Genomic DNA, 19,284 nt, shown 5'->3' on the forward strand with positions numbered 1-19,284 from the left:
TCACCCTTTACTAATTATTAATTAGCTTACCTGCATAGAATATTGAAGTGGGAAAGTTAAGTAATTAATTACTCCATTAGATTTGTTTCTATGACTTTATCCATTGAAAATCCATACAGACCTAGATAATACGTAGTCACATCAACTAAAGCTTCCATAGGAACCAACCCAACTATCTCACTACCTAGAACATTCACACCATATCTTTTTGCTTCCATCTTAACTGTTTCAAACACACGATACATGGATGTCTTAGTATAATTAGTGATATTCATTGTAACTTGAGTTATACCTTTTTCTTCGACTTTGACCCCACCTGCTTTAATATATCTGAATCCACCGCTTGAATGTCTAATGCATCTTGATATCTTATTCGCTATTTCTACGTCCTGAGTGTCTAAATTAATGTTATAAGCTACTAAAGGCATTCTGGCGCCTACTGCAGTGGCTCCAGCAGTTTTGTGGATTTTTGCTTCACCAAAATCAGGTTTCCATTCTTCCTGCTTAATCTTGTCTTTCATTCCTTCAAACTGGCCTTTTCTAATTTTGGCTAGATTGGTTCTACTTGGAGAATTAGCAGCATCTTCATATAAAAACACAGGTATACCATATTTATCAGCGATTACTTTTCCTGTTTCATTAGCAAGCTTTACACATTCTTCTGTTGTCATATTTTTTATTGGTATGAATGGAACTACATCTGTAGCACCCATTCTTGAATGCTGTCCTTCATGTTTATTAAGATCGATAAGCTTTGTGGCCACTCCAATAGCTTCAATTACTGCATTCTTAACAGCTTCAGGCTCTCCCATAACTGTAACAACAACTCTATTATAATCTCTATCTGCTTCATAGTTCAACAATTTCACATCTTTTTTACCACGTAATGGTTCAACTATTTTTTCAATCTTATCAAGGTCTCTTCCTTCACTAAAATTAGGTACACATTCTACAATCTTGTTTTGCATTATTTTATCCTCCCTATTTACCGTATACTTTTTTCACTTCCTTAGAAATCATATCTTCATCAGCTATAAAAGGTAGTGTAATATGGTCAAGTCCGTTCATTATATCATTGTACCCTGCAGAAGTCTCTATAGCATTTTCACATCTTGCCCAAGCTCTTCTTGCTACACCTCCCATAACATCCCATAGGATAGCATTCTTAAGAATTTCATCTACTCTTCTGCTACCATCAAGCACCATTCCAAATCCACCATTAATTGATTTACTAATTCCTACTCCACCACCATTATGTAGAGTAACTAAGCTCATACCTCTGGCACTGTTTCCAGCGAATATATGAGTGGACAGATCAGCCATTATATTGCTACCATCCTTAATATTGGAAGTTTCTCTAAATGGAGAATCAGTTCCTCCTGTATCATGATGGTCACGACCTAACATAATTGGACCTACTTCACCTTTTCTAACCATTTCATTGAATCTTAGAGCTATCTTTAATCTTCCAAAAGCGTCTTGATATAATATTCTTGCCTGAGTACCAACAACTAATTTGTTTTTGCTTGCATCCTTTATCCAAACAAAATTATCCTTATCTTGATATCTTCTTGAAGGATCAATACAATCCATAGCAGCTTTATCAGTCTTATTCAAATCTTCTTCTTTACCACTTAAGCAGACCCATCTGAAAGGTCCATATCCATAATCAAACAGTCCAGGTCCTAATATATCTTCTACATATGAAGGCCATATAAATCCATCTTTATCATTTCTACCATTCTTAGAAATTTCCTTGATACCTGAATCGTAAATAGCCTTCATAAAGGAATTACCATAATCAAAGAAATAAGTTCCTTTTGATACAAGTTTTTTAATAACTTTATAGTGATTCTTAAGAGTTTTATCAACTAAAATCTTAAAATTCTTCTTATCATTTGATAACATCTTAGTTCTTTCTTCAAAAGTAATTTCCTGTGGACAGTATCCACCGTTATATACTTCGTGACAAGATGTTTGATCTGATAATAAATCTATGTGTATATCTTCATCTACTGCATATTGTAGTAAGTCAACGATATTACCGTGGTATGCTACAGCATATGACTTATTATTGTCTATACATTCTTTTGCTAGAGAAAAAGCCTCTTCTGGAGTATTGGTAATCTCACTTATCCAACCTTGTTCATATCTAGTCTTTATTCTTGAATAATCTACTTCAGCAATAATCCCAACACCGCCTGAGATTATAATTGCTTTTCCTTGTGCTCCACTCATACCGCCAAGTCCTGATGAAACAAATAACTTACCTGATAGATCATCATCTTCTCCAATATTGAGTTTTAATCTTCCTGCATTAAGCAATGTACTATATGTTCCATGAACTATTCCTTGAGGTCCAATATACATCCAACCACCAGCGGTCATCTGTCCATAATTAGCAACTCCTAGTGCCACTGCTCGATTGAAGTTTTCATAATCATCAAAAGCTCCCACCATAAGACCATTAGTTATCATAACTCTTGGTGCATCTTCTCTTGAATGGAATAATCCAAGAGGATGACCTGATACTATAACCAATGTTTGGTCTTTAGTTAACTCTTTCAGATATTTCCTTATCAACCTATATTGCATCCAATTCTGAAATACACTGCCTGATTCTCCATAAGTCACTAATTCATATGGATATAGAGCTATATCAAAATCCAGATTATTATCTATCATAACTTGGAAAGCTTTTCCTTCTATGCATTTCCCTTGATATTCATTAATAGGTTTTCCCACTATTTTACCTTCTGGTCGAAATCTATAACCATATATACGTCCTTTAGTTAATAATTCTTCTAAGAACTCAGGTATAAGTTCTAAATGATATTCTTCTGGAATATATCTTAGCGCATTTTTAAGTGCTAATTCTGTTTCTTCCTGTGTTAAGGTAAATTCTCTCTTGGGCGCTCGTCTTATCCCATCTTGAAACTTTGGATATTCTGGTAAACCCTCTCTAAAATCCAATTTTATATCCATCATATTATATACTTCTGAATTACTTAACATTAAACCATCCCCTTAATATAATAAAATATATTTACAGCAATTCTCCGATACTTACTTCTACTTTATCTATCATTTTATTGCTTGTAACTAAAGCAATTATTTTTTCAATATCCACATACATAATTCTATCTTCCATTAATTTGTCAACTTCTGTCCTAACTAATTCATATGCTACTTTTGTACCTTTTCCTAATATTTTACCTTCTCTGAATTCTAATGCTTGTGAAGCTGATAGAAGCTCTATAGCAATAACTCTAGTAGTGTTATAGAGTATATCTCTTGCCTTTCTTGCAGCTATAGATCCCATGCTTACATGGTCTTCTTGATTAGCTGAAGATGGTATAGAATCAACACTTGCTGGATGAGCTAATACTTTATTTTCAGAAACCAGTGAAGCCGCTGTGTATTGAGCTATCATGAAACCTGAGTTAAGTCCCCCATGTTCTGTTAAGAATCCTGGCAAACCGCTGAGATTAGGATTAACTAATCTTTCTATTCTCCTTTCAGCTGAGTTAGCTAGTTCAGCAAGTGCAATACCAAGAAAATCGAATGCTAATGCCATAGGCTGACCATGAAAATTACCACATGATATAACTTCATCTTCATCTGGGAATATTAATGGATTGTCAGTTGCTGCATTTATTTCTTTATTAACCTTATCAAGTACATAATTAATTGCGTCCTTACTTGCTCCATGTATCTGTGGAACACATCGTAAAGAGTAAGGGTCCTGTACCTTTATTTCCCCTTGTCTTGTTGTAAGATTACTACCTTCTAATATTTTCAACATATTTTTTGAACATTTCATTTGACCGATATGATTTCTTAACAGATGTACCTTTTCATCAAAAACATCTGTAATACCTCTTAATGCTTCAAAAGTAAGAGATGCTGATACATCTGACAGTTTTGCAAGTTTTATTGCATCATATGTAGCTAGGGCACCTACTGCTGTAAGTACCTGAGTTCCATTAATAAGTGCAAGACCTTCTTTTGCACTTAGACCAATTGGCCTGATACCAGCTTGATCCATAGCCTCTTTACCACTTAGCAATCCGCCTTTATAATATGCTTGGCCTTCTCCTAACATAACTAATACCATATGGGCTAGAGGTGCCAAATCACCACTAGAACCAAGAGAGCCTTTTTCTGGAATAGCTGGATGAACTCCTTTATTAATCATTTCTACTAATGTATTAAGTGTTGTAAGCCTTATACCTGAATAACCTTTTGTAAGTGCATTAACTCTAAGGAGCATAATTGCTCTGACAGTTTCAATAGGAAAATGATTACCAACACCACAAGCATGACTCTTAATCAAACTTGACTGGAGATTTTCTACTTGATCTTTTGAGATAACTACATTACTAAATTTACCAAAACCAGTAGTAATTCCATAGACGATCTTTTCTTTGTCAACTATTTCATCAACATACTTTCTTGATTTATTAACTTTTTCTATTGCTTCTTTTGAAATCCCAATTTTTTTGTTGTGTCTAGCAACATTTACTACTTCTTCTAATGTTAAATTATTTCCGTCAACATAAACAGTATCCAATAAAAACACCCCACTTATTTTTTGTATATTCTTTAGAAATGTTTGCCGTTATATTTACAAAATAGTATTTTCTTCTTTGTAAATAATCTTTTTATAATGTCTAATTAAATTGTAAACCATACCAAGAATATAATCAATATTTTTTGAAATTTCTATTATAAGTTAGAGTTTTACCACGATAAAGGGGTGATAGAATAATATTTTCAAGAATATTTTTAATATACTAATATCTTTCCCCCTATAAGATAAAAAAAAAGAGCTAGATAACTCTAGCTTAGATTGTTAACTCGGTGTTAATCTAATAAAACACTAATTTTAGGGTCTACTCGCAAGGATTAAAATCTTCGAATACAGCATTTTCACATCTCTTCAACGCATCATAATATTCCTTCTTACTTCTAGCTGTCCATCCAAAAATAAATTTGCCTTTACATCTTATTATTTTTATTGGCAATCTATGTAGATAATTAATATCGTAATTAATGAAGTCAGGTTTACTCAAGAAATTTAATATATAATTTCTTAGTAATATCTTAGATAAAAGTGATAAATCATCATCTTTGAAATATCCTGAAAGCTGACCTCTGACAATCTCTGGTGCATTTTTATGAAACCATGCCACAGAAAAAGGATTGAAGGATTGGATTATAAATCTTCCTTTATAATTTTTAAGCATTTCATATGTCTTTTTTTCCAAATGCCCAGCCTTACCCCTTGTCTTCAATTCTATCATAATACCTACTTTTCCATCTACCTCATTTAATACATCTTTAAACAAAGGAATAGTTTCATTAGTATCTAATAACTTAATGTTTTTTATTTCTTCATATGTACATTTTTCTATTTCCTTATCTACACCTGTTAATCTTTTTAAATTATCATCATGATAAACAACTATCTCTCCATCTAATAACATATGTATGTCCAACTCAATTGAAAATCCATGTTCTATGGCTCTCTTGAAAGCTCCCATTGAATTCTCTGGGTATCTGCTATTATGATATCCCCTATGAGCTATTTTATCCTCTGATAACCATTTCATTCTTGAATCCATATTAATCCTTCTTCCTAAAATTTATTGATAGTTCTGATTAATCGAATGTTAATTTCTTTAAATAAATTCAATAATCTTTTAATTGCGGGTAATTCATTTATATTATACATTGTAGCACCTATAGTTATCAAAATACAATATCTTTTATTTCAAAATAATATTTCTAATTATTTTATATATCATTCTAATTAAATAAGAACCAGATATATACCCCCATACAGGCTATATATTCTAGTTCCTATTATAATTTAATATTATATTTGTTGGATATTATCTTATATCAAAAAATTACACATTGAATATTCATCTAACTTTTGATTTTTTGCCCTAATGGCTTCTTTTATCCTGTTTTGGGTTTGATGGTTCTTACTTTTCTTTTTAACTAGTTCATCACTTTTGTTAACCGTCAAATTTACTTTAAAAGTTCCTACACTCATAGCCATACTTATAACCGACATTCTTATTCCCTCCTTGATGCTGTCCTTATATTCCCTGTTATTTCTATTATCTATATGTTGTATTATTGATATGTCACTCATAGTATCAACTCCTGTTATTCTTCAATTTATTATGATTATTCTACATTTTTCACTATTGTTCCGTTTTTAAATATCTAATCCCAATGTTCTGTTTATTGTATTCATAAGTATCCTCCCATTATATTCTAGCCTACATATTAGTTATAATTTTATCACCATCATATTTATTTAACCTCCTTTATCCTAAGAATTATATGTAATCCAATAAAGGTTACAAACATAGAAAAAACCATAGGGTCTACCCTATGGCTTATTTTGAAAGCTATTTTATACATAAAAAAACCATAGAGCATTATACATGACCTACGGCTGTTATTATCTATAATTAATTCATTACTACATATGAATTCCAAAAAGGTCTAAGTCGTGTATAACATTATTACAATATGAAGTTTGTTTTTTGTTCATTACTATTATGTTTAACATTTGTACACAACCTCCTTTTTTCTCTTTTATATTATAATGTTTTAAATATCTTAACCGATAACTATTATATACTATTACTAAGCAAATTGCAACCTATATTAAGAATGTAATATTTTTGTAATATTTTACCAGCAATGGGCTAAATCTTCTCCTTCATTTGTGTTACCACAAAAGAAGCTACATCATCAGCATACTTACCTGGTCCAAAACCAGCATCAAAACCTAATTCTTTTGCCAACTCATGCGTGATTCTTGGTCCACCACATACAAGTATAATCTTATCTCTCAATCCCTCGGCTTCCAGTAATTCAACAAGATTAGTCAAATTAGCAATATGTATATTCTTTTGTGTTACTGTCTGTGAAATCAAAAGAACATCAGCTTTCAACTCTATAGCCCTCTTAATAAACTCCTCATTAGGTACTTGACTGCCAAGATTATAAGCATCAATCATATCATACCTCTCTAATCCATAATGTCCAGCATAACCCTTCATATTCATAATCGCATCTATACCTACAGTATGAGCGTCAGTGCCTGTACTGGCTCCAATTATTACAACTTTTCTTTTGATATGCTCTCTTATGTAATTATTAATCTCTTTCATATCCATAGTATCCACTTCAATACGCTCAACATGGATTTTGGTATAATCTACTCTATGACTCACACCACCATATACAACATAAAAAGTAAACTCTTTATCTAAAGCATTATGGCAAACCACCGAAGGCTCTGCAATACCCATTTTCTTAGCCAGAATCTTAGCTGCTTCCATTCCATTTTCATCATCAACAACTGGTAATGTAAAACTTAACTGTACCTTACCATCATTCATTGTATCTCCATAGGGAGCTAACTTACATAGATCAAGGGTTGTATCATAATCCCTTTTCTCCATAGAATACAAACCACCACTCATACATACCACTCCTATCTATTTATCTAACATCAATTCAATGAAAGGATTATAATATTCTCTATCCTTCATTATTACTCCATCTAATCCTTTACCACCATCTATAGGTCTCTTAACACCAGCAAATATGCCTTTTTCAAGAGTCTTAAAAAGTCCTTCTTTTTCTATTTCAAGCAACAGATCATTAGTTTTTCCAAGAACTTCTTTAGCTCTATTTTGAATAATGCCATCTTTTTTATAAGTTATCTCCTCTCCAAGAGAGTGCATGTTGTTAAAGATATATCTAGCATTTTCTATTGATAAAGCCCTATCTGCCATAAAAGGTGTATGTATGGCTTCTGTCAGCATACCTAATAAATGTATCTTTTGATTGGTTAGAATTGAAACCATATTAAATAATGTGTTCTGAACATGCCCCTTGAAAATATTACCTGTCATAAATTTTGTTGGAGGCATATATTTCAACGGAGCTTTCGGAAAAATCTCTCTTGCCATTTGAGCTTGAGCAAGTTCCATCAAAAAACCATCTTTTAATTCAGGATTCATCTCAAATGCATGACCAAGTCCCATTAATTCTTCTTTTAACCCTGCAAGCAAAGCAAATTGTTCATTGATGAATTGTGAAGCTAGAACAGTATGTGCTTCTTCAACTGCATCTGAAGTGGTTAGATAATTATCTTCGCCAGTATTGATAATTACACCTGCATAACCATTGATGATTCTGGAAAAGTGCTGGTCTATCATTGTTCTCTGCATATTAATATCCCTAAAAAGTATTCCATATAGAGCATCATTAAGCATTACATCCAATCTTTCAATAGCTCCCATTGCTGCTATTTCAGGCATACATAATCCTGAACAATAATTACATAATCTTATATATCTCCCTAGTTCTATAGAAACCTCGTCTAGAGCTTCTCTCATTAAGCGAAAGTTTTCTTGTGTAGCATAAGTACCTCCAAATCCTTCTGTAGTTATTCCATATGGGACATAATCAAGAAGACTCTGCCCTGTTGTTCTTATGACAGCAATGATATCTGCTCCCTGCTTAGCTGCTGCTACAGCTTGAGTTATATCTTCATATATATTACCTGTAGCAACTATGACATATAGATAAGGTTCTGTCTTATCTCCAAATTCTTCTAATAACTTTTCACGTCTATTACTATTTTTTCTTATCTTTGCTACTGTTTCTTTTGCCGTCTTATCAAGTTCTAGTTTTATATCAAATATATCCCCCATTGGAATCTTGGTCAAATCAATTTCCTCATTTGCTACTTTTTCTGCTACCATTTGTGGTGTCATAGAATACTCTCGCATAGCATTACCTATGTAAATAGCTGCACCACTGGATAATCCTTCTCCCTTTTTAATATTATCAACCACAACATTAGGAAGTGGAACCATATAGTCATTGACACCATCAATACCTAACAATCTACATACAGTTCTCTCTACAGAAACAGTCGTATGTCTTTCAATGAATTCTTGTGTATCCGTAGCAATGTTTCTTGCTGAGTTTCTACAATCATCTACTAACTCCATGTTAAGATTTATTTTACTTTCCATCATACCCACCAACCTTCTCTTAAAATAAATATTACCTAAGAATTTTTTATCATTGCTTCTGTATAGTCTAATATTTTTTCATCAAGTCCTAATAGCTTAGCCACCTTAATGGCATCTTTTGGAACAGCACAATGCTCATCTACAATCTCTAATCTATAATCCATTTTTTCTTGAATAATGTGAGTGGAATCTTCTCTGTCTATATTAATTATATTTTTCAAATTGTTCTCATCAACATTTTTAAGTCCTACAACTTGATAATGTTTCATATCCTTATCAATAATGCCATCATAATGTGTTGATATAAGACTTACCGTATTATAATCTTTAAGGAATCTACATAAAGAACTTAGTAGAATGACTCCTTCTCCTGGATTGGTTACTCTTGCGAATTCGTCTAATCCTATGAATCCATTACCTGTCTTAATATCTTTGATAGCTTCATTTATTTTGATTATCTCTGCACCAAAAGAACTAAGACCTTCACTTATTGACTGCATATCATCTGATATCAAGTATACGAAGTCCATCATAGCTACATAAGCTTCTTCTGCAAATACATAAAAACCCATTAAGGCTAATAATAGATTAAGAACCATTGTTTTTATTGTAACACTCTTTCCTCCCATATTAGCTCCTGTAATGACTGTAACCCCTTTTTTCAAACTAATACTTACAGGTATATAATCTTTATTGTTCTCTCTTAGATAATTTATCACTTTTGGATTTTTCATATCCTTAAAATATATATTGACTTCTTCCAGTATCTTAGGTTTTACAGCCAAATATTTTATTGCAATCCTGCCTTTTGCAATAAGCATATCCAATCTTCCTATTGCATCAATATTATGCTTTATATCATCTATATAATCATAAATTTTTTTACTCAAACTTTTCTTTATGTTACTCTCTAACTTCTCTTCCTCAACTACCAAATCCAATCTTTCACTTTTTAGTGTTTTTATTCTCTCTTGATTTTCTTCCTTGAATATAAGTTTTTCTAACTGTATCTTCTTATTTCTAACCTCTTCAAGTTCTATGCTATAAGCATTATATATATAAAAAGTGTGAGAAGTCTTATTATCTGGATTCAACAGTTTAATAGTACTTTTCATGGATTGAAATTTTATATCTATATCAAGACTAAGATTTTTATATGTACTCAACAACTTTTGTGTATTTATTGCAAAACTCTTGATTTCAAACAATTCCACTTCATCTAGTATATAATTTCTGCTATATCTTCTAATAAGATTAGTTATATCCTTAAACTCCATCATAGTTCTTTCAATTTCACTATATACCTCTTTGTTTCTGTGAAAACTAGCAATGATTTTTTCAACATTGTCTAGTTCATTACGAAGTAAATTATATTCTTCTTTTCTATAGACCCTGATTTTTTTCTTGACAGCCATTCCATAGGGAGTATTGATAGATAATTTATTCAATACATAATTAAAACCAATCTCTTCCTTTATCTTATTATCCAAATATTTTATTATAACCACCTCCCTAATATTTTTCATCATCCATTACATTATAGACAGGTAAATTGATTTCACCACTAATTAATGACTTGAGTCTATCTTTGTCAAATTCATAACCATATGGGGATACTGGATTAACAGTAACTCCTATTAGATTTATCCTATTCAATGCTTCAATCATTCCACCGCTTCTTAGAAATATATTATATACTTTTTCACTAACGAACATCTTAGTACCATCTTCAATAATAATTTTTATTTGTTTGTATAACTGTGTGCTTCCAATGATTCCTAGAAGTAATCTATCTGATATTATCCCTTTGATAACTACATATTTTGTATGTTCATTGATATTATTGACGATATCTCCTGATGCTTCTAATGCTGTTAGAATAGGAAGATTTCTTATACCATAATCCTTATCAATTAAACATACCTTGTAATCACGGTTTTTCTTTAATAGATTCAATAGATTGATATCTTCATTTTCTTTGATAGATAATAGATTCACTGTGTGTACAGTTTCATATACCACTTTGTTTATATCATTGCTGAGTGATGCACCAGTACATAATATGGTTCCATCAGTAATTGTTGGTGATGCAAATGTTTTTCTTGAAACGGCACCATCACATAATACATAATCACATCCATAATCTTTTAGTTTGATACAAATATCTTTCATGTAGATATTTACTGAAGGTCCAGCTAATTCTATATAGCCATCGCTTAAGGACCTAATGATTATAATTTCTCCCATTGGTGTATCAATACCAGTAGTATCAACAATCTCCATAGTTACGTCACTATTCATGAGACATTTCTTGGCTGTTGCTACAAGAGTATTTTTACCAATGTATATTTTTGGCTTGTTAGTGCCTGTAACCATATCTTTTTCTTCTCCATCTCTTCCAATGGAGGTAAGGCCAAGGGTATATCTACCCCTAGCCTTGTTTATTATGAAATTTAATGTAGTTGTCTTTCCAACATTTTTATCCATACCAATAATTGATATGCTGTTATATTCAGTTAACCTTTGCAGTAATTTTTTCAAGGTGTCCATACCCTCTCATTTTTCTTTCCAGACCTTCTGGCTCTATCAATGATTTTTCATTATTAGATAATAATTCAGCCACCCCAACCATATGGGTTTCTTTTTCATGTCTGCATACCTCACAATTACATGCTGGTTCATAATGGTTTGGTTCTTTATAAGTTGTTATAACTCCTTCAAAGTTTCTAAGAACAATCTTATTATGCCCTTGAGAAATAAGGTAATTAGGCATTACTGGTATTTTTCCGCCTCCACCAGGTGCATCAACAACAAAAGTAGGTACACAAAGTCCAGACGTATGTCCACGAAGACCTTCTATGATTTCAATACCTTTTGCTACAGAAGTCCTAAAATGTTCTATACCGACTGTAAGATCACATTGATATAAATAATATGGTTTTACTCTTATCTTAACCAATTCATTTACCAATTTTCTCATTACGAATACACAATCATTTACACCCTTAAGCAGAACTGATTGATTGCCAAGTGGAATTCCTGCATCTGCTAATTTTTCACATGCCTCTTTTGATTCTTTCGTAATCTCATTAGGATGGTTGAAATGTGTATTAATATATATTGGATGATATTTCTTTAACATACCTACAAGATTATCTGTTATTCTCTGAGGCAAAACAACAGGTGTCCTAGTACCTATTCTGATTATCTCTACATGAGGAATTTCTCGTAATTTCTTTATTATGGATTCTAGTTTGTCATCTGATAATAATAGGGCATCTCCACCAGATAACAATACATCTCTAACAACTGGTGTATTAGCAATATATTCTATGGCTGTATTTATCCTATTCATTGGCAGTTCTTTATCTGTATGTCCTGCAAATCTTCTACGAGTGCAGTGCCTACAATACATAGAACATTGATCAGTTACTAAAAACAACACTCTATCAGGATATCGATGAACCAACCCGGGCACAGGTGAGTGTGCATCTTCTGATAGGGGGTCAATGAAGTCAACCGTTGATGTGTGTAATTCTAAGCTATTAGGTACAGCTTGTTTTCGGATAGGGTCATTTTCATCATTCTTATCGATAAGGGATAAGTAGTATGGTGTAATGGCCATCCTTAGTGATTGCAAGCATTTTTTGATTCCTTCTTCTTCTGATTCATTAAGTGGTAAATATTTTTTTAACTCTTCAACATTTCTTATCCTGTTTTTTATCTGCCACTTCCAATCATTCCAATCGTTATCACTAACATTATTATAATAATCATACCTTCTGCTTTTTTCCATTTTACACCCCACAAAATTTCCTTCCTATAATTAGTTTAAATACATTTTTTCAAAGATATCTCTGATTATTTTACTTTCTCTAACATCTTCTAGTGTAATATCAGCATGATCCTTAGAATATCCATTTCCAATAATCATGTTAACGTCTTTTCCAATACCTTCTGCTCCAAGTGCAGCTTTTGTGAAGCTTGTAGCCATTGAAAAGAAATATACTATTCCTTCTTCTCTTACAGGAAGTATTGTTGACATCTCAGTATTTGGGATATTAACGCAGTTTATTGCAACATCAATTTCTTTTCCATCAGTTACTTTCATAACTTCTTCTAATACTTTTGTAGGATTAGTAGCATCAGCAAGGATGATATCATGACAGAATCCTGTTTCTTCCAAAAATTTTTTCTTGCTTTCACTTCTAACCATACCTATTACTTTACCATTTTCGCCTACTTGTTTTCTTGCTTCGTAACAGCATAATAAACCTGATTTTCCATTAGCTCCTAATACAAGAACTGTTTGATCCTTTTTAACTAGTTTTCTAGTTTGAGCTGGTGCTCCTGCTACATCAAGTGCTGCAAGTGCTAATGTTTCTTCCATATCATTAGGAAGCTTAGCATATATACCGCTTTCAAATAAAATAGCAGTACCTTTTACTTCTACACGGTCAATGTCCATCTTAATATCCAATATTTCATCTATTTTAAGTGGAGTAAGCGTAAGTGATACCAATGAAGCTATTTTATCAGAGACTTTCAAGTCTCTGTCTTCTAAGTCGCTTCCCATTTCTTTGATTGTACCTATTAGCATACCACCAGAACCAGTTACTGGATTCTGCATTTTACCTCTTTTAGCAACAATCTCCATTATCATAGCTTTCATTTTTTCTTTGTCTTTATTACAAACCTCTTTTATTTGAGTGAAACTCGCTGAATCTATGTTTAGTGCTTGGATATCAATAAGCATTTCATTATCATATATTTTCATATCGTTAGATATTTTCTGTGCAGCTTGTGGTAATACTCCTTTTGGCTCTATAACTCTATGTGTCCCGTATTTGCAACCTCTCATAATTTAATCAATCCTTTCAAAATAATATATTTATCAAAATTTTACTCTAAATTATCAACCGAAACATTGTATCAATATATAAATAACCCATAAAAATCTTATTAACTACTTACACTTTCATCACTTGTAAATTATCATCAATAATAAGTTCACAAGCTGTTAAAGCTTTTATTTCTTCTATTGTTGTATCTTTATTTATTTCTTTTAACACTATTCCTTTGTCAGTTACTTCCATTACTCCAAGCTCTGTTACTATAAGGTCTATGACTCCTTTTGCTGTTAATGGTAATGTGCACTTATCTAATATCTTAGGTTTACCTTTTGCAGTATGAAGCATAGCTATTATTACTTTCTTAGCACCTGTGACAAGGTCCATAGCTCCGCCCATACCTGGAACCAATTTTCCTGGTATAATCCAGCTTGCAAGATTACCCATCTTATCAACTTCAAGTGCTCCAAGAACAGTGAGATCCACGTGTCCTCCTCTTATAAGACCAAATGACAAACTAGTATCAAAAAAAGCTCCATCAGGTAATATACTCACGTATCCTCCGCCAGCATTTATAATGTCTTTGTTTTCATTTTCCTCAGGAGATAATTTACCCATGCCTGTCATACCATTTTCTGATTGAAAACTTACCTCTATGCCTTCTGGAATATAATTGGCTGTTTTTGTTGGAAGACCAATACCCAGATTAACTAGCTGACAACTCTTAAGTTCTTTTGCCACTCTCTTAGCAATTATTTCTTTACCTAACTTTTTATCTATCAAAAAATCCACCCCCATCTTAGTTAATTATGTAGTCAATCACAACACCTGGTGTTATAATACTTTCTTTATCAAGTTCTCCTGACTCAACTAATTCTTCTGCTTCTACTATAACAGTATCAGCTGCCATAGCCATCATGGGATTAAAGTTTCTTGTAGTTCCTTTATAAATTGTATTGCCGAATTTATCAACAACACTTCCTCGAATAATTGCTAAATCAGCTCTTAGAGGCATTTCAAGTAAATAATTCTTATCCTTAACTTTTATAATTTCTTTACCTTCTTCAACTAAAGTACCCACACCTGTAGGAGTAAGAACTCCACCTAATCCAAATCCACCTGCTCGTATTCTCTCTATAAGAGTTCCTTGTGGTGACAACTCTACTTCTAGCTCGCCACTATTCATTAATTCTCCAGTGACAGGATTAGTTCCAATATGTGATGTTATTACTTTTTTAACCTGTCTATTAACTATTAACCTACCTACCCCTTTATCTTCATAACTAGTATCATTACCAATTATTGTAAGATCTCTGATACCCATTTCAATTATTAAGTCAATAATTGTTTCTGGGGTACCACATCCTAAGAAACCACCTACCATAATGACTGAACCATCTTTTAACAAAGGCTTTAAATCATCTTTGCTAACTAATTTATTCACCTTTTCACCTCTTTTAAAATATTATTTATATAAACCTTCTCCTTGTTTGACTCTTAAACTATACCTAATATTTTTCTTGCTTCATCTGGAGTTGCAATTTCTCTTCCAAGTTCTTTTGCCAACGTCACTGCTTTTTCCACAAGTTCTCCATTGGAATTTGCTAAAACACCTTTTTTCATGTAAATATTATCCTCATAACCTACTCTGACGTGTCCACCCATAATAATACTTATTGCAGCCATATTGAATTCATTTCGCCCTATACCAGTTACTGTATAAGTTGCATCATCTGGAATACTGTCCACTAAGTATATTAGATCTCTAGGTGTTGCGGCTATTCCTCCGTTAACTCCTAATACAAAGTTAAAATGGAGTGGCGCTTTTAGAATACCTTTTTGGTATAATCTAAGTGCCATATCAACCATACCTTTGTCAAAAACCTCTATTTCAGGCTTTATACCTAGACCATAGATTTTTTCTGAAAACTCTATTATTGTGTTTTCAGTGTTAACAAAAATATCGTCACCACCAAAATTACAAGTTCCACAATCAAGTGTTGCCATCTCTGGATCAAGATATATTGGCTGTAATCTCTCTTCATTTGTCATCCCAACTGCCCCACCCGTGGATGGTTGAATGATTACATCTTTACATTTTTCTTTTATTCCATCTATACATTCTTTGAATCTATTTTTATCTTGTGTAGGAGTTCCATCATCTTCTCTTACATGTAGATGAATGATACTTGCTCCAGCTTTATAAGCTTTTTCAGCTTCACTGACAATTTCATCCACAGTATAAGGTACAGTAGGATTATGTTCCTTAGTAACTTCTGCTCCGCAAATAGCTGCTGTAATTATTAATTTTTCCATAACTACTTACCTACTTTCTTTGTTTGTCCTTAGGAACTACACATGTTCCACTAGCCTTGCATACTACAATAGTCTCTTCCATAACCTCAGCCGCTGAGTCATTTATATCTGGTCTTTGTCTTATAACTTTTCTTGCTTCAAATACCATTTTTCTTGAAGTGTTTCCAAAACCAGTAATCTGTCCTTCGCATTCTATGTAATCACCTGCATATACAGGAGCTATGAATTCAATATTGTCATATGCTTTGAATAATCCTTCATCCCCATCATTTATAATCAATAATTCTGTTGCTACATCACCAAAAAGTTGTAAAATCTTAGCTCCATCAACTAGATTTCCCCCATAATGAGCGTCATGACAACTCATTCTTAATCTTATTAATGATTTCATCTACCTAACTCCTTTCTTCCAAACGCAAGGTACTCCTAAGTAATAACCTTAAAATGTTTTTATCAACTCCCTTTACTCAATTTCACACCCTAAATCCAGTCATATAACGCAAGAAAAGCACTGAAAATAAGATTTCAATGCTTTTGGTTAATAAAAGCTATTTATGTAATGAAATCTTATTTTCAATACATAAATAGCTCTCCATAAAACTTAGGATATATAATCATCCCTTATGGCAGTGATAATGTATTAGCATTATCACCAAGAATATATTTAAGAACCAACATACTCTTTCGGCAAAGGAACCATTCATCTTTAATATTGGAGGTTCTTCTCCTTAACAATTAAAGATTACCCTCTCCTTTGCGCCTCTATTCATGTTTTATATATTTATATAGATTGTTATATGAATCTACATAATAATCATATTCAATTTATTATTTGATTGTGTTTGTCAAATTACTATTTTATATAGTTATAAAATAATCATGATATAGTTAGGTTGGGGTCATTTTAGTATGTTATTAGACTTATAATATTATAATATTTCAGATTACTATTATAATTATCTTTAGAAGACTTAGGGGTATGTTTTTATATTATCATCTTCTATTTTAATATTCAATTATTCTGATAATACTTTTATCATTCAAAGTATTTTTTTAATGTTTAATAATTATAATTAAATAAAAGTGTACATTTTATTAACTTTTATTAAGATATAACTATTATTTAAAGTTCATTGACATATACTATAGACATATGAAGGTGGTGGTTTTTATGGATGACCATAAAAAGGTTATTATAGCTGAAATTGTATCAGCAATTGCAATAATACTTGTTGGAAGTTTATTTCACTTCTTATATGAATGGACCGAATGTACGTTAATAGGAGTTTTTAGTCCTGTTAATGAAAGTGAATGGGAACATATCAAAATAATGTTTTACCCAGTTATTTTAGTAAGTATCATTGAATATTTTTTTATAAGATACGTTGTTAATAATTTTGTTTTTGCAAAAGCTGTATCCGCACTAGTTTTTATAGGAACTACTTATTTATTGATATTCTTATATGAGTACATTTTTGGTGAAGGTGAAATGGTACTTCATGTAGTAACATATATTATTGGAGCTTTTGTTGGTCAATTGGTAAGTTATATTATATTAAAATCTCCAAAAGGAAATAACTGTAAAAATCTCATAGGTTATTATATTTTTCTATTTTTGTTTTTAATAATCACTCTATTTACGTTTAGACCTTTGCAGTGTGATTTCTTTAGAGATTCCACAACAGGATATTATGGAATACCTCCTAAGAGTTAAATAGTGAGTGTTCTATAAAGCAAAATAGCTGTCTAGTAATATATTTTATGTCAGTGCTAATAAAATATATTACCAAACAGCTTTATTTTATAAATCTATACACAATATACTGTTTCTCTATACAAAATTATCCATACCTATTTTACTGAGTTTTTCTCCACAATAGAATTTTAAATGATATAGTATATCTTTTTTTTCATTCACATACACAACTCTATTAGAAATCATCATTTTACTGTCATCATTTAATTGTAGTAGTTCTTTTTGTTCCCCTACAGCTTTTACAATTTCTAGATCCATATTCATCTTGGTTACAGAAACTTTTAGCTCTTCAAATAAGTAATGGGATATACCATTTTCAAAATTAAAGTCTTTGAAAATGTTCTCTTCTTCATAAACAAAATGAAAGACTTCTAGTCCTATAGGTCTCCCATCCATCATTCTAAGTCGTTTTACATATAGGCATTTTGTGTTTTCTTTTATACCCGTTTTTTTAGATAAGTCCGCATCTATTATAATTTCTTTTTTCTCTAATATCTTAGTACTTATATTCAAGCCTCGCATCTTAATAAAATATGTCAAGCTCACAAATGGTTCAATAGATATTCCTACTTCTCTTTGAGCAACAAAAGTTCCAATACCTTTTTTTATATATAAATAGCCTTCGTCTATAATTAACTTAATAGCTTCTCTTACTGTTCCACGTCCTGAATGATATTCTTCCATTAGTTTTAATTCTGATGGTATTTTTTCGTTTTCTTTCCAAATTCCCAATCGTATTTTCCTGATTATATCTTCTTTTATCTGAATATATACTGGTAATGATGGATTATACTGCATACTTATCCTCCTATCTTGTTACTTATGATTATCCATTAATAATATTACCATATAATAGTATTGGATGTCTAATTCACTAGTTTACTGCTTGGACTTCTTTGATTTCAGGTATTTGTTCTTTTAGGGCTTTCTCAATATAATTCTTAACTGTTAATTGAGAAAATGGACATCCTTTACATGAGCCTTGTAATTCTACTCTTACAATACCATCTTCTGTTACTTCTACTAATTGTACATCGCCGCCATCACTTTGTAATCCTGGACGAACTTGATCTAATACTTGTTCTACTTTATCTTTCATAATTTAATCTCCTCTAGTTTACATTTTATTGGTGAAACCAATTATGTTTATAATAACCTATGTGTTTAGTTTTAGTCAACCCATATATAAATTATACAACTTTTAAAATAATTGATTTTAATATTTAATTATTATTTATTCTTTTTCTTATACAACAATAGGTATATTTTTGTCCAATTTATA

At 31.7% G+C, this 19,284-nt stretch carries 18 protein-coding genes and 1 riboswitch; of the genes, 1 reads left to right on the top strand and 17 read right to left on the bottom strand.

What is annotated here, in order from left to right; translation table 11 throughout:
• Nucleotides 1–68: 68 nt before the first annotated feature.
• The 15 genes from ftcD to N4A55_RS08300 all read right to left on the bottom strand — a co-directional run bounded on the left by ftcD (nt 69) and on the right by N4A55_RS08300 (nt 16,637).
• Nucleotides 69–968, bottom strand: a complete 900-nt coding sequence (ftcD, locus tag N4A55_RS08230) for a glutamate formimidoyltransferase (RefSeq protein ID WP_293755123.1) — start codon at nt 966–968, stop codon at nt 69–71.
• A 13-nt stretch (nt 969–981) separates the two neighbouring features.
• Nucleotides 982–3,015, bottom strand: coding sequence for a urocanate hydratase (locus N4A55_RS08235; RefSeq protein WP_293755124.1), 2,034 nt, complete (start codon nt 3,013–3,015; stop codon nt 982–984).
• A gap of 31 nt (nt 3,016–3,046) precedes the next feature.
• Nucleotides 3,047–4,582, bottom strand: coding sequence for a histidine ammonia-lyase (hutH, locus tag N4A55_RS08240; RefSeq protein WP_443083823.1), 1,536 nt, complete (start codon nt 4,580–4,582; stop codon nt 3,047–3,049).
• Nucleotides 4,583–4,895: 313 nt separating this feature from the next.
• The gene (locus tag N4A55_RS08245; RefSeq protein WP_293755126.1) at nt 4,896–5,627 is read right to left on the bottom strand and encodes a glycerophosphodiester phosphodiesterase family protein; all 732 of its coding nucleotides are present in this window, start codon (nt 5,625–5,627) and stop codon (nt 4,896–4,898) included.
• Nucleotides 5,628–5,902: 275 nt separating this feature from the next.
• Nucleotides 5,903–6,166: a hypothetical protein gene (locus tag N4A55_RS08250; RefSeq protein ID WP_293755127.1), complete on the bottom strand. Its 264-nt coding sequence runs from the start codon at nt 6,164–6,166 to the stop codon at nt 5,903–5,905.
• 565 nt (nt 6,167–6,731) lie between these two features.
• Nucleotides 6,732–7,514, bottom strand: coding sequence for an OAM dimerization domain-containing protein (locus N4A55_RS08255; RefSeq protein ID WP_293755128.1), 783 nt, complete (start codon nt 7,512–7,514; stop codon nt 6,732–6,734).
• A gap of 15 nt (nt 7,515–7,529) precedes the next feature.
• Nucleotides 7,530–9,080, bottom strand: coding sequence for a lysine 5,6-aminomutase subunit alpha (locus N4A55_RS08260; protein WP_293755129.1), 1,551 nt, complete (start codon nt 9,078–9,080; stop codon nt 7,530–7,532).
• Nucleotides 9,081–9,115: 35 nt separating this feature from the next.
• Nucleotides 9,116–10,570, bottom strand: coding sequence for a MutS-related protein (locus N4A55_RS08265; protein WP_293755130.1), 1,455 nt, complete (start codon nt 10,568–10,570; stop codon nt 9,116–9,118).
• Between the two features lie 22 nt (nt 10,571–10,592).
• A complete protein-coding gene (locus tag N4A55_RS08270) occupies nt 10,593–11,621 on the bottom strand; it encodes a hypothetical protein (protein ID WP_293755131.1) in 1,029 nt (342 codons plus the stop codon).
• Nucleotides 11,593–12,888 (bottom strand): lysine 2,3-aminomutase, encoded by a 1,296-nt coding sequence (ablA, locus tag N4A55_RS08275; RefSeq protein WP_330666348.1) that lies wholly within the window; start codon nt 12,886–12,888, stop codon nt 11,593–11,595. Before ablA ends, N4A55_RS08270 begins: the two co-directional genes overlap by 29 nt.
• Nucleotides 12,889–12,906: 18 nt before the next feature.
• The gene (locus tag N4A55_RS08280; RefSeq protein ID WP_293755132.1) at nt 12,907–13,941 is read right to left on the bottom strand and encodes an L-erythro-3,5-diaminohexanoate dehydrogenase; all 1,035 of its coding nucleotides are present in this window, start codon (nt 13,939–13,941) and stop codon (nt 12,907–12,909) included.
• Between the two features lie 109 nt (nt 13,942–14,050).
• Nucleotides 14,051–14,710 carry a 3-oxoacid CoA-transferase subunit B gene (locus N4A55_RS08285; protein WP_293755153.1) on the bottom strand — a complete coding sequence of 220 codons (660 nt, stop codon included), beginning with the start codon at nt 14,708–14,710 and terminating at the stop codon, nt 14,051–14,053.
• Nucleotides 14,711–14,729: 19 nt separating this feature from the next.
• Nucleotides 14,730–15,374, bottom strand: a complete 645-nt coding sequence (locus N4A55_RS08290; protein WP_293755133.1) for a CoA transferase subunit A — start codon at nt 15,372–15,374, stop codon at nt 14,730–14,732.
• A gap of 53 nt (nt 15,375–15,427) precedes the next feature.
• Entirely contained in the window at nt 15,428–16,246 is an 819-nt protein-coding gene (locus tag N4A55_RS08295) for a 3-keto-5-aminohexanoate cleavage protein (RefSeq protein WP_293755134.1), read from the bottom strand.
• 10 nt (nt 16,247–16,256) lie between these two features.
• Nucleotides 16,257–16,637, bottom strand: a complete 381-nt coding sequence (locus N4A55_RS08300) for a hotdog fold domain-containing protein (protein WP_293755135.1) — start codon at nt 16,635–16,637, stop codon at nt 16,257–16,259.
• 186 nt (nt 16,638–16,823) lie between these two features.
• A riboswitch (Lysine riboswitch) is annotated at nt 16,824–17,019 on the bottom strand.
• Between the two features lie 398 nt (nt 17,020–17,417).
• Here N4A55_RS08300 and N4A55_RS08305 point away from each other — a divergent pair.
• Nucleotides 17,418–17,960 (top strand): DUF6512 family protein, encoded by a 543-nt coding sequence (locus N4A55_RS08305; RefSeq protein ID WP_293755136.1) that lies wholly within the window; start codon nt 17,418–17,420, stop codon nt 17,958–17,960.
• A 117-nt stretch (nt 17,961–18,077) separates the two neighbouring features.
• Here N4A55_RS08305 and N4A55_RS08310 read toward each other — a convergent pair whose 3' ends face one another.
• Entirely contained in the window at nt 18,078–18,800 is a 723-nt protein-coding gene (locus N4A55_RS08310) for a GntR family transcriptional regulator (protein ID WP_293755137.1), read from the bottom strand.
• 76 nt (nt 18,801–18,876) lie between these two features.
• Nucleotides 18,877–19,101, bottom strand: coding sequence for a NifU family protein (locus N4A55_RS08315; RefSeq protein WP_293755138.1), 225 nt, complete (start codon nt 19,099–19,101; stop codon nt 18,877–18,879).
• Nucleotides 19,102–19,284 lie beyond the last annotated feature (183 nt).

It is taken from the genome of Vallitalea sp., assembly GCF_025211055.1.
Taxonomy (GTDB): Bacteria; Bacillota; Clostridia; order Lachnospirales; family Vallitaleaceae; genus Vallitalea.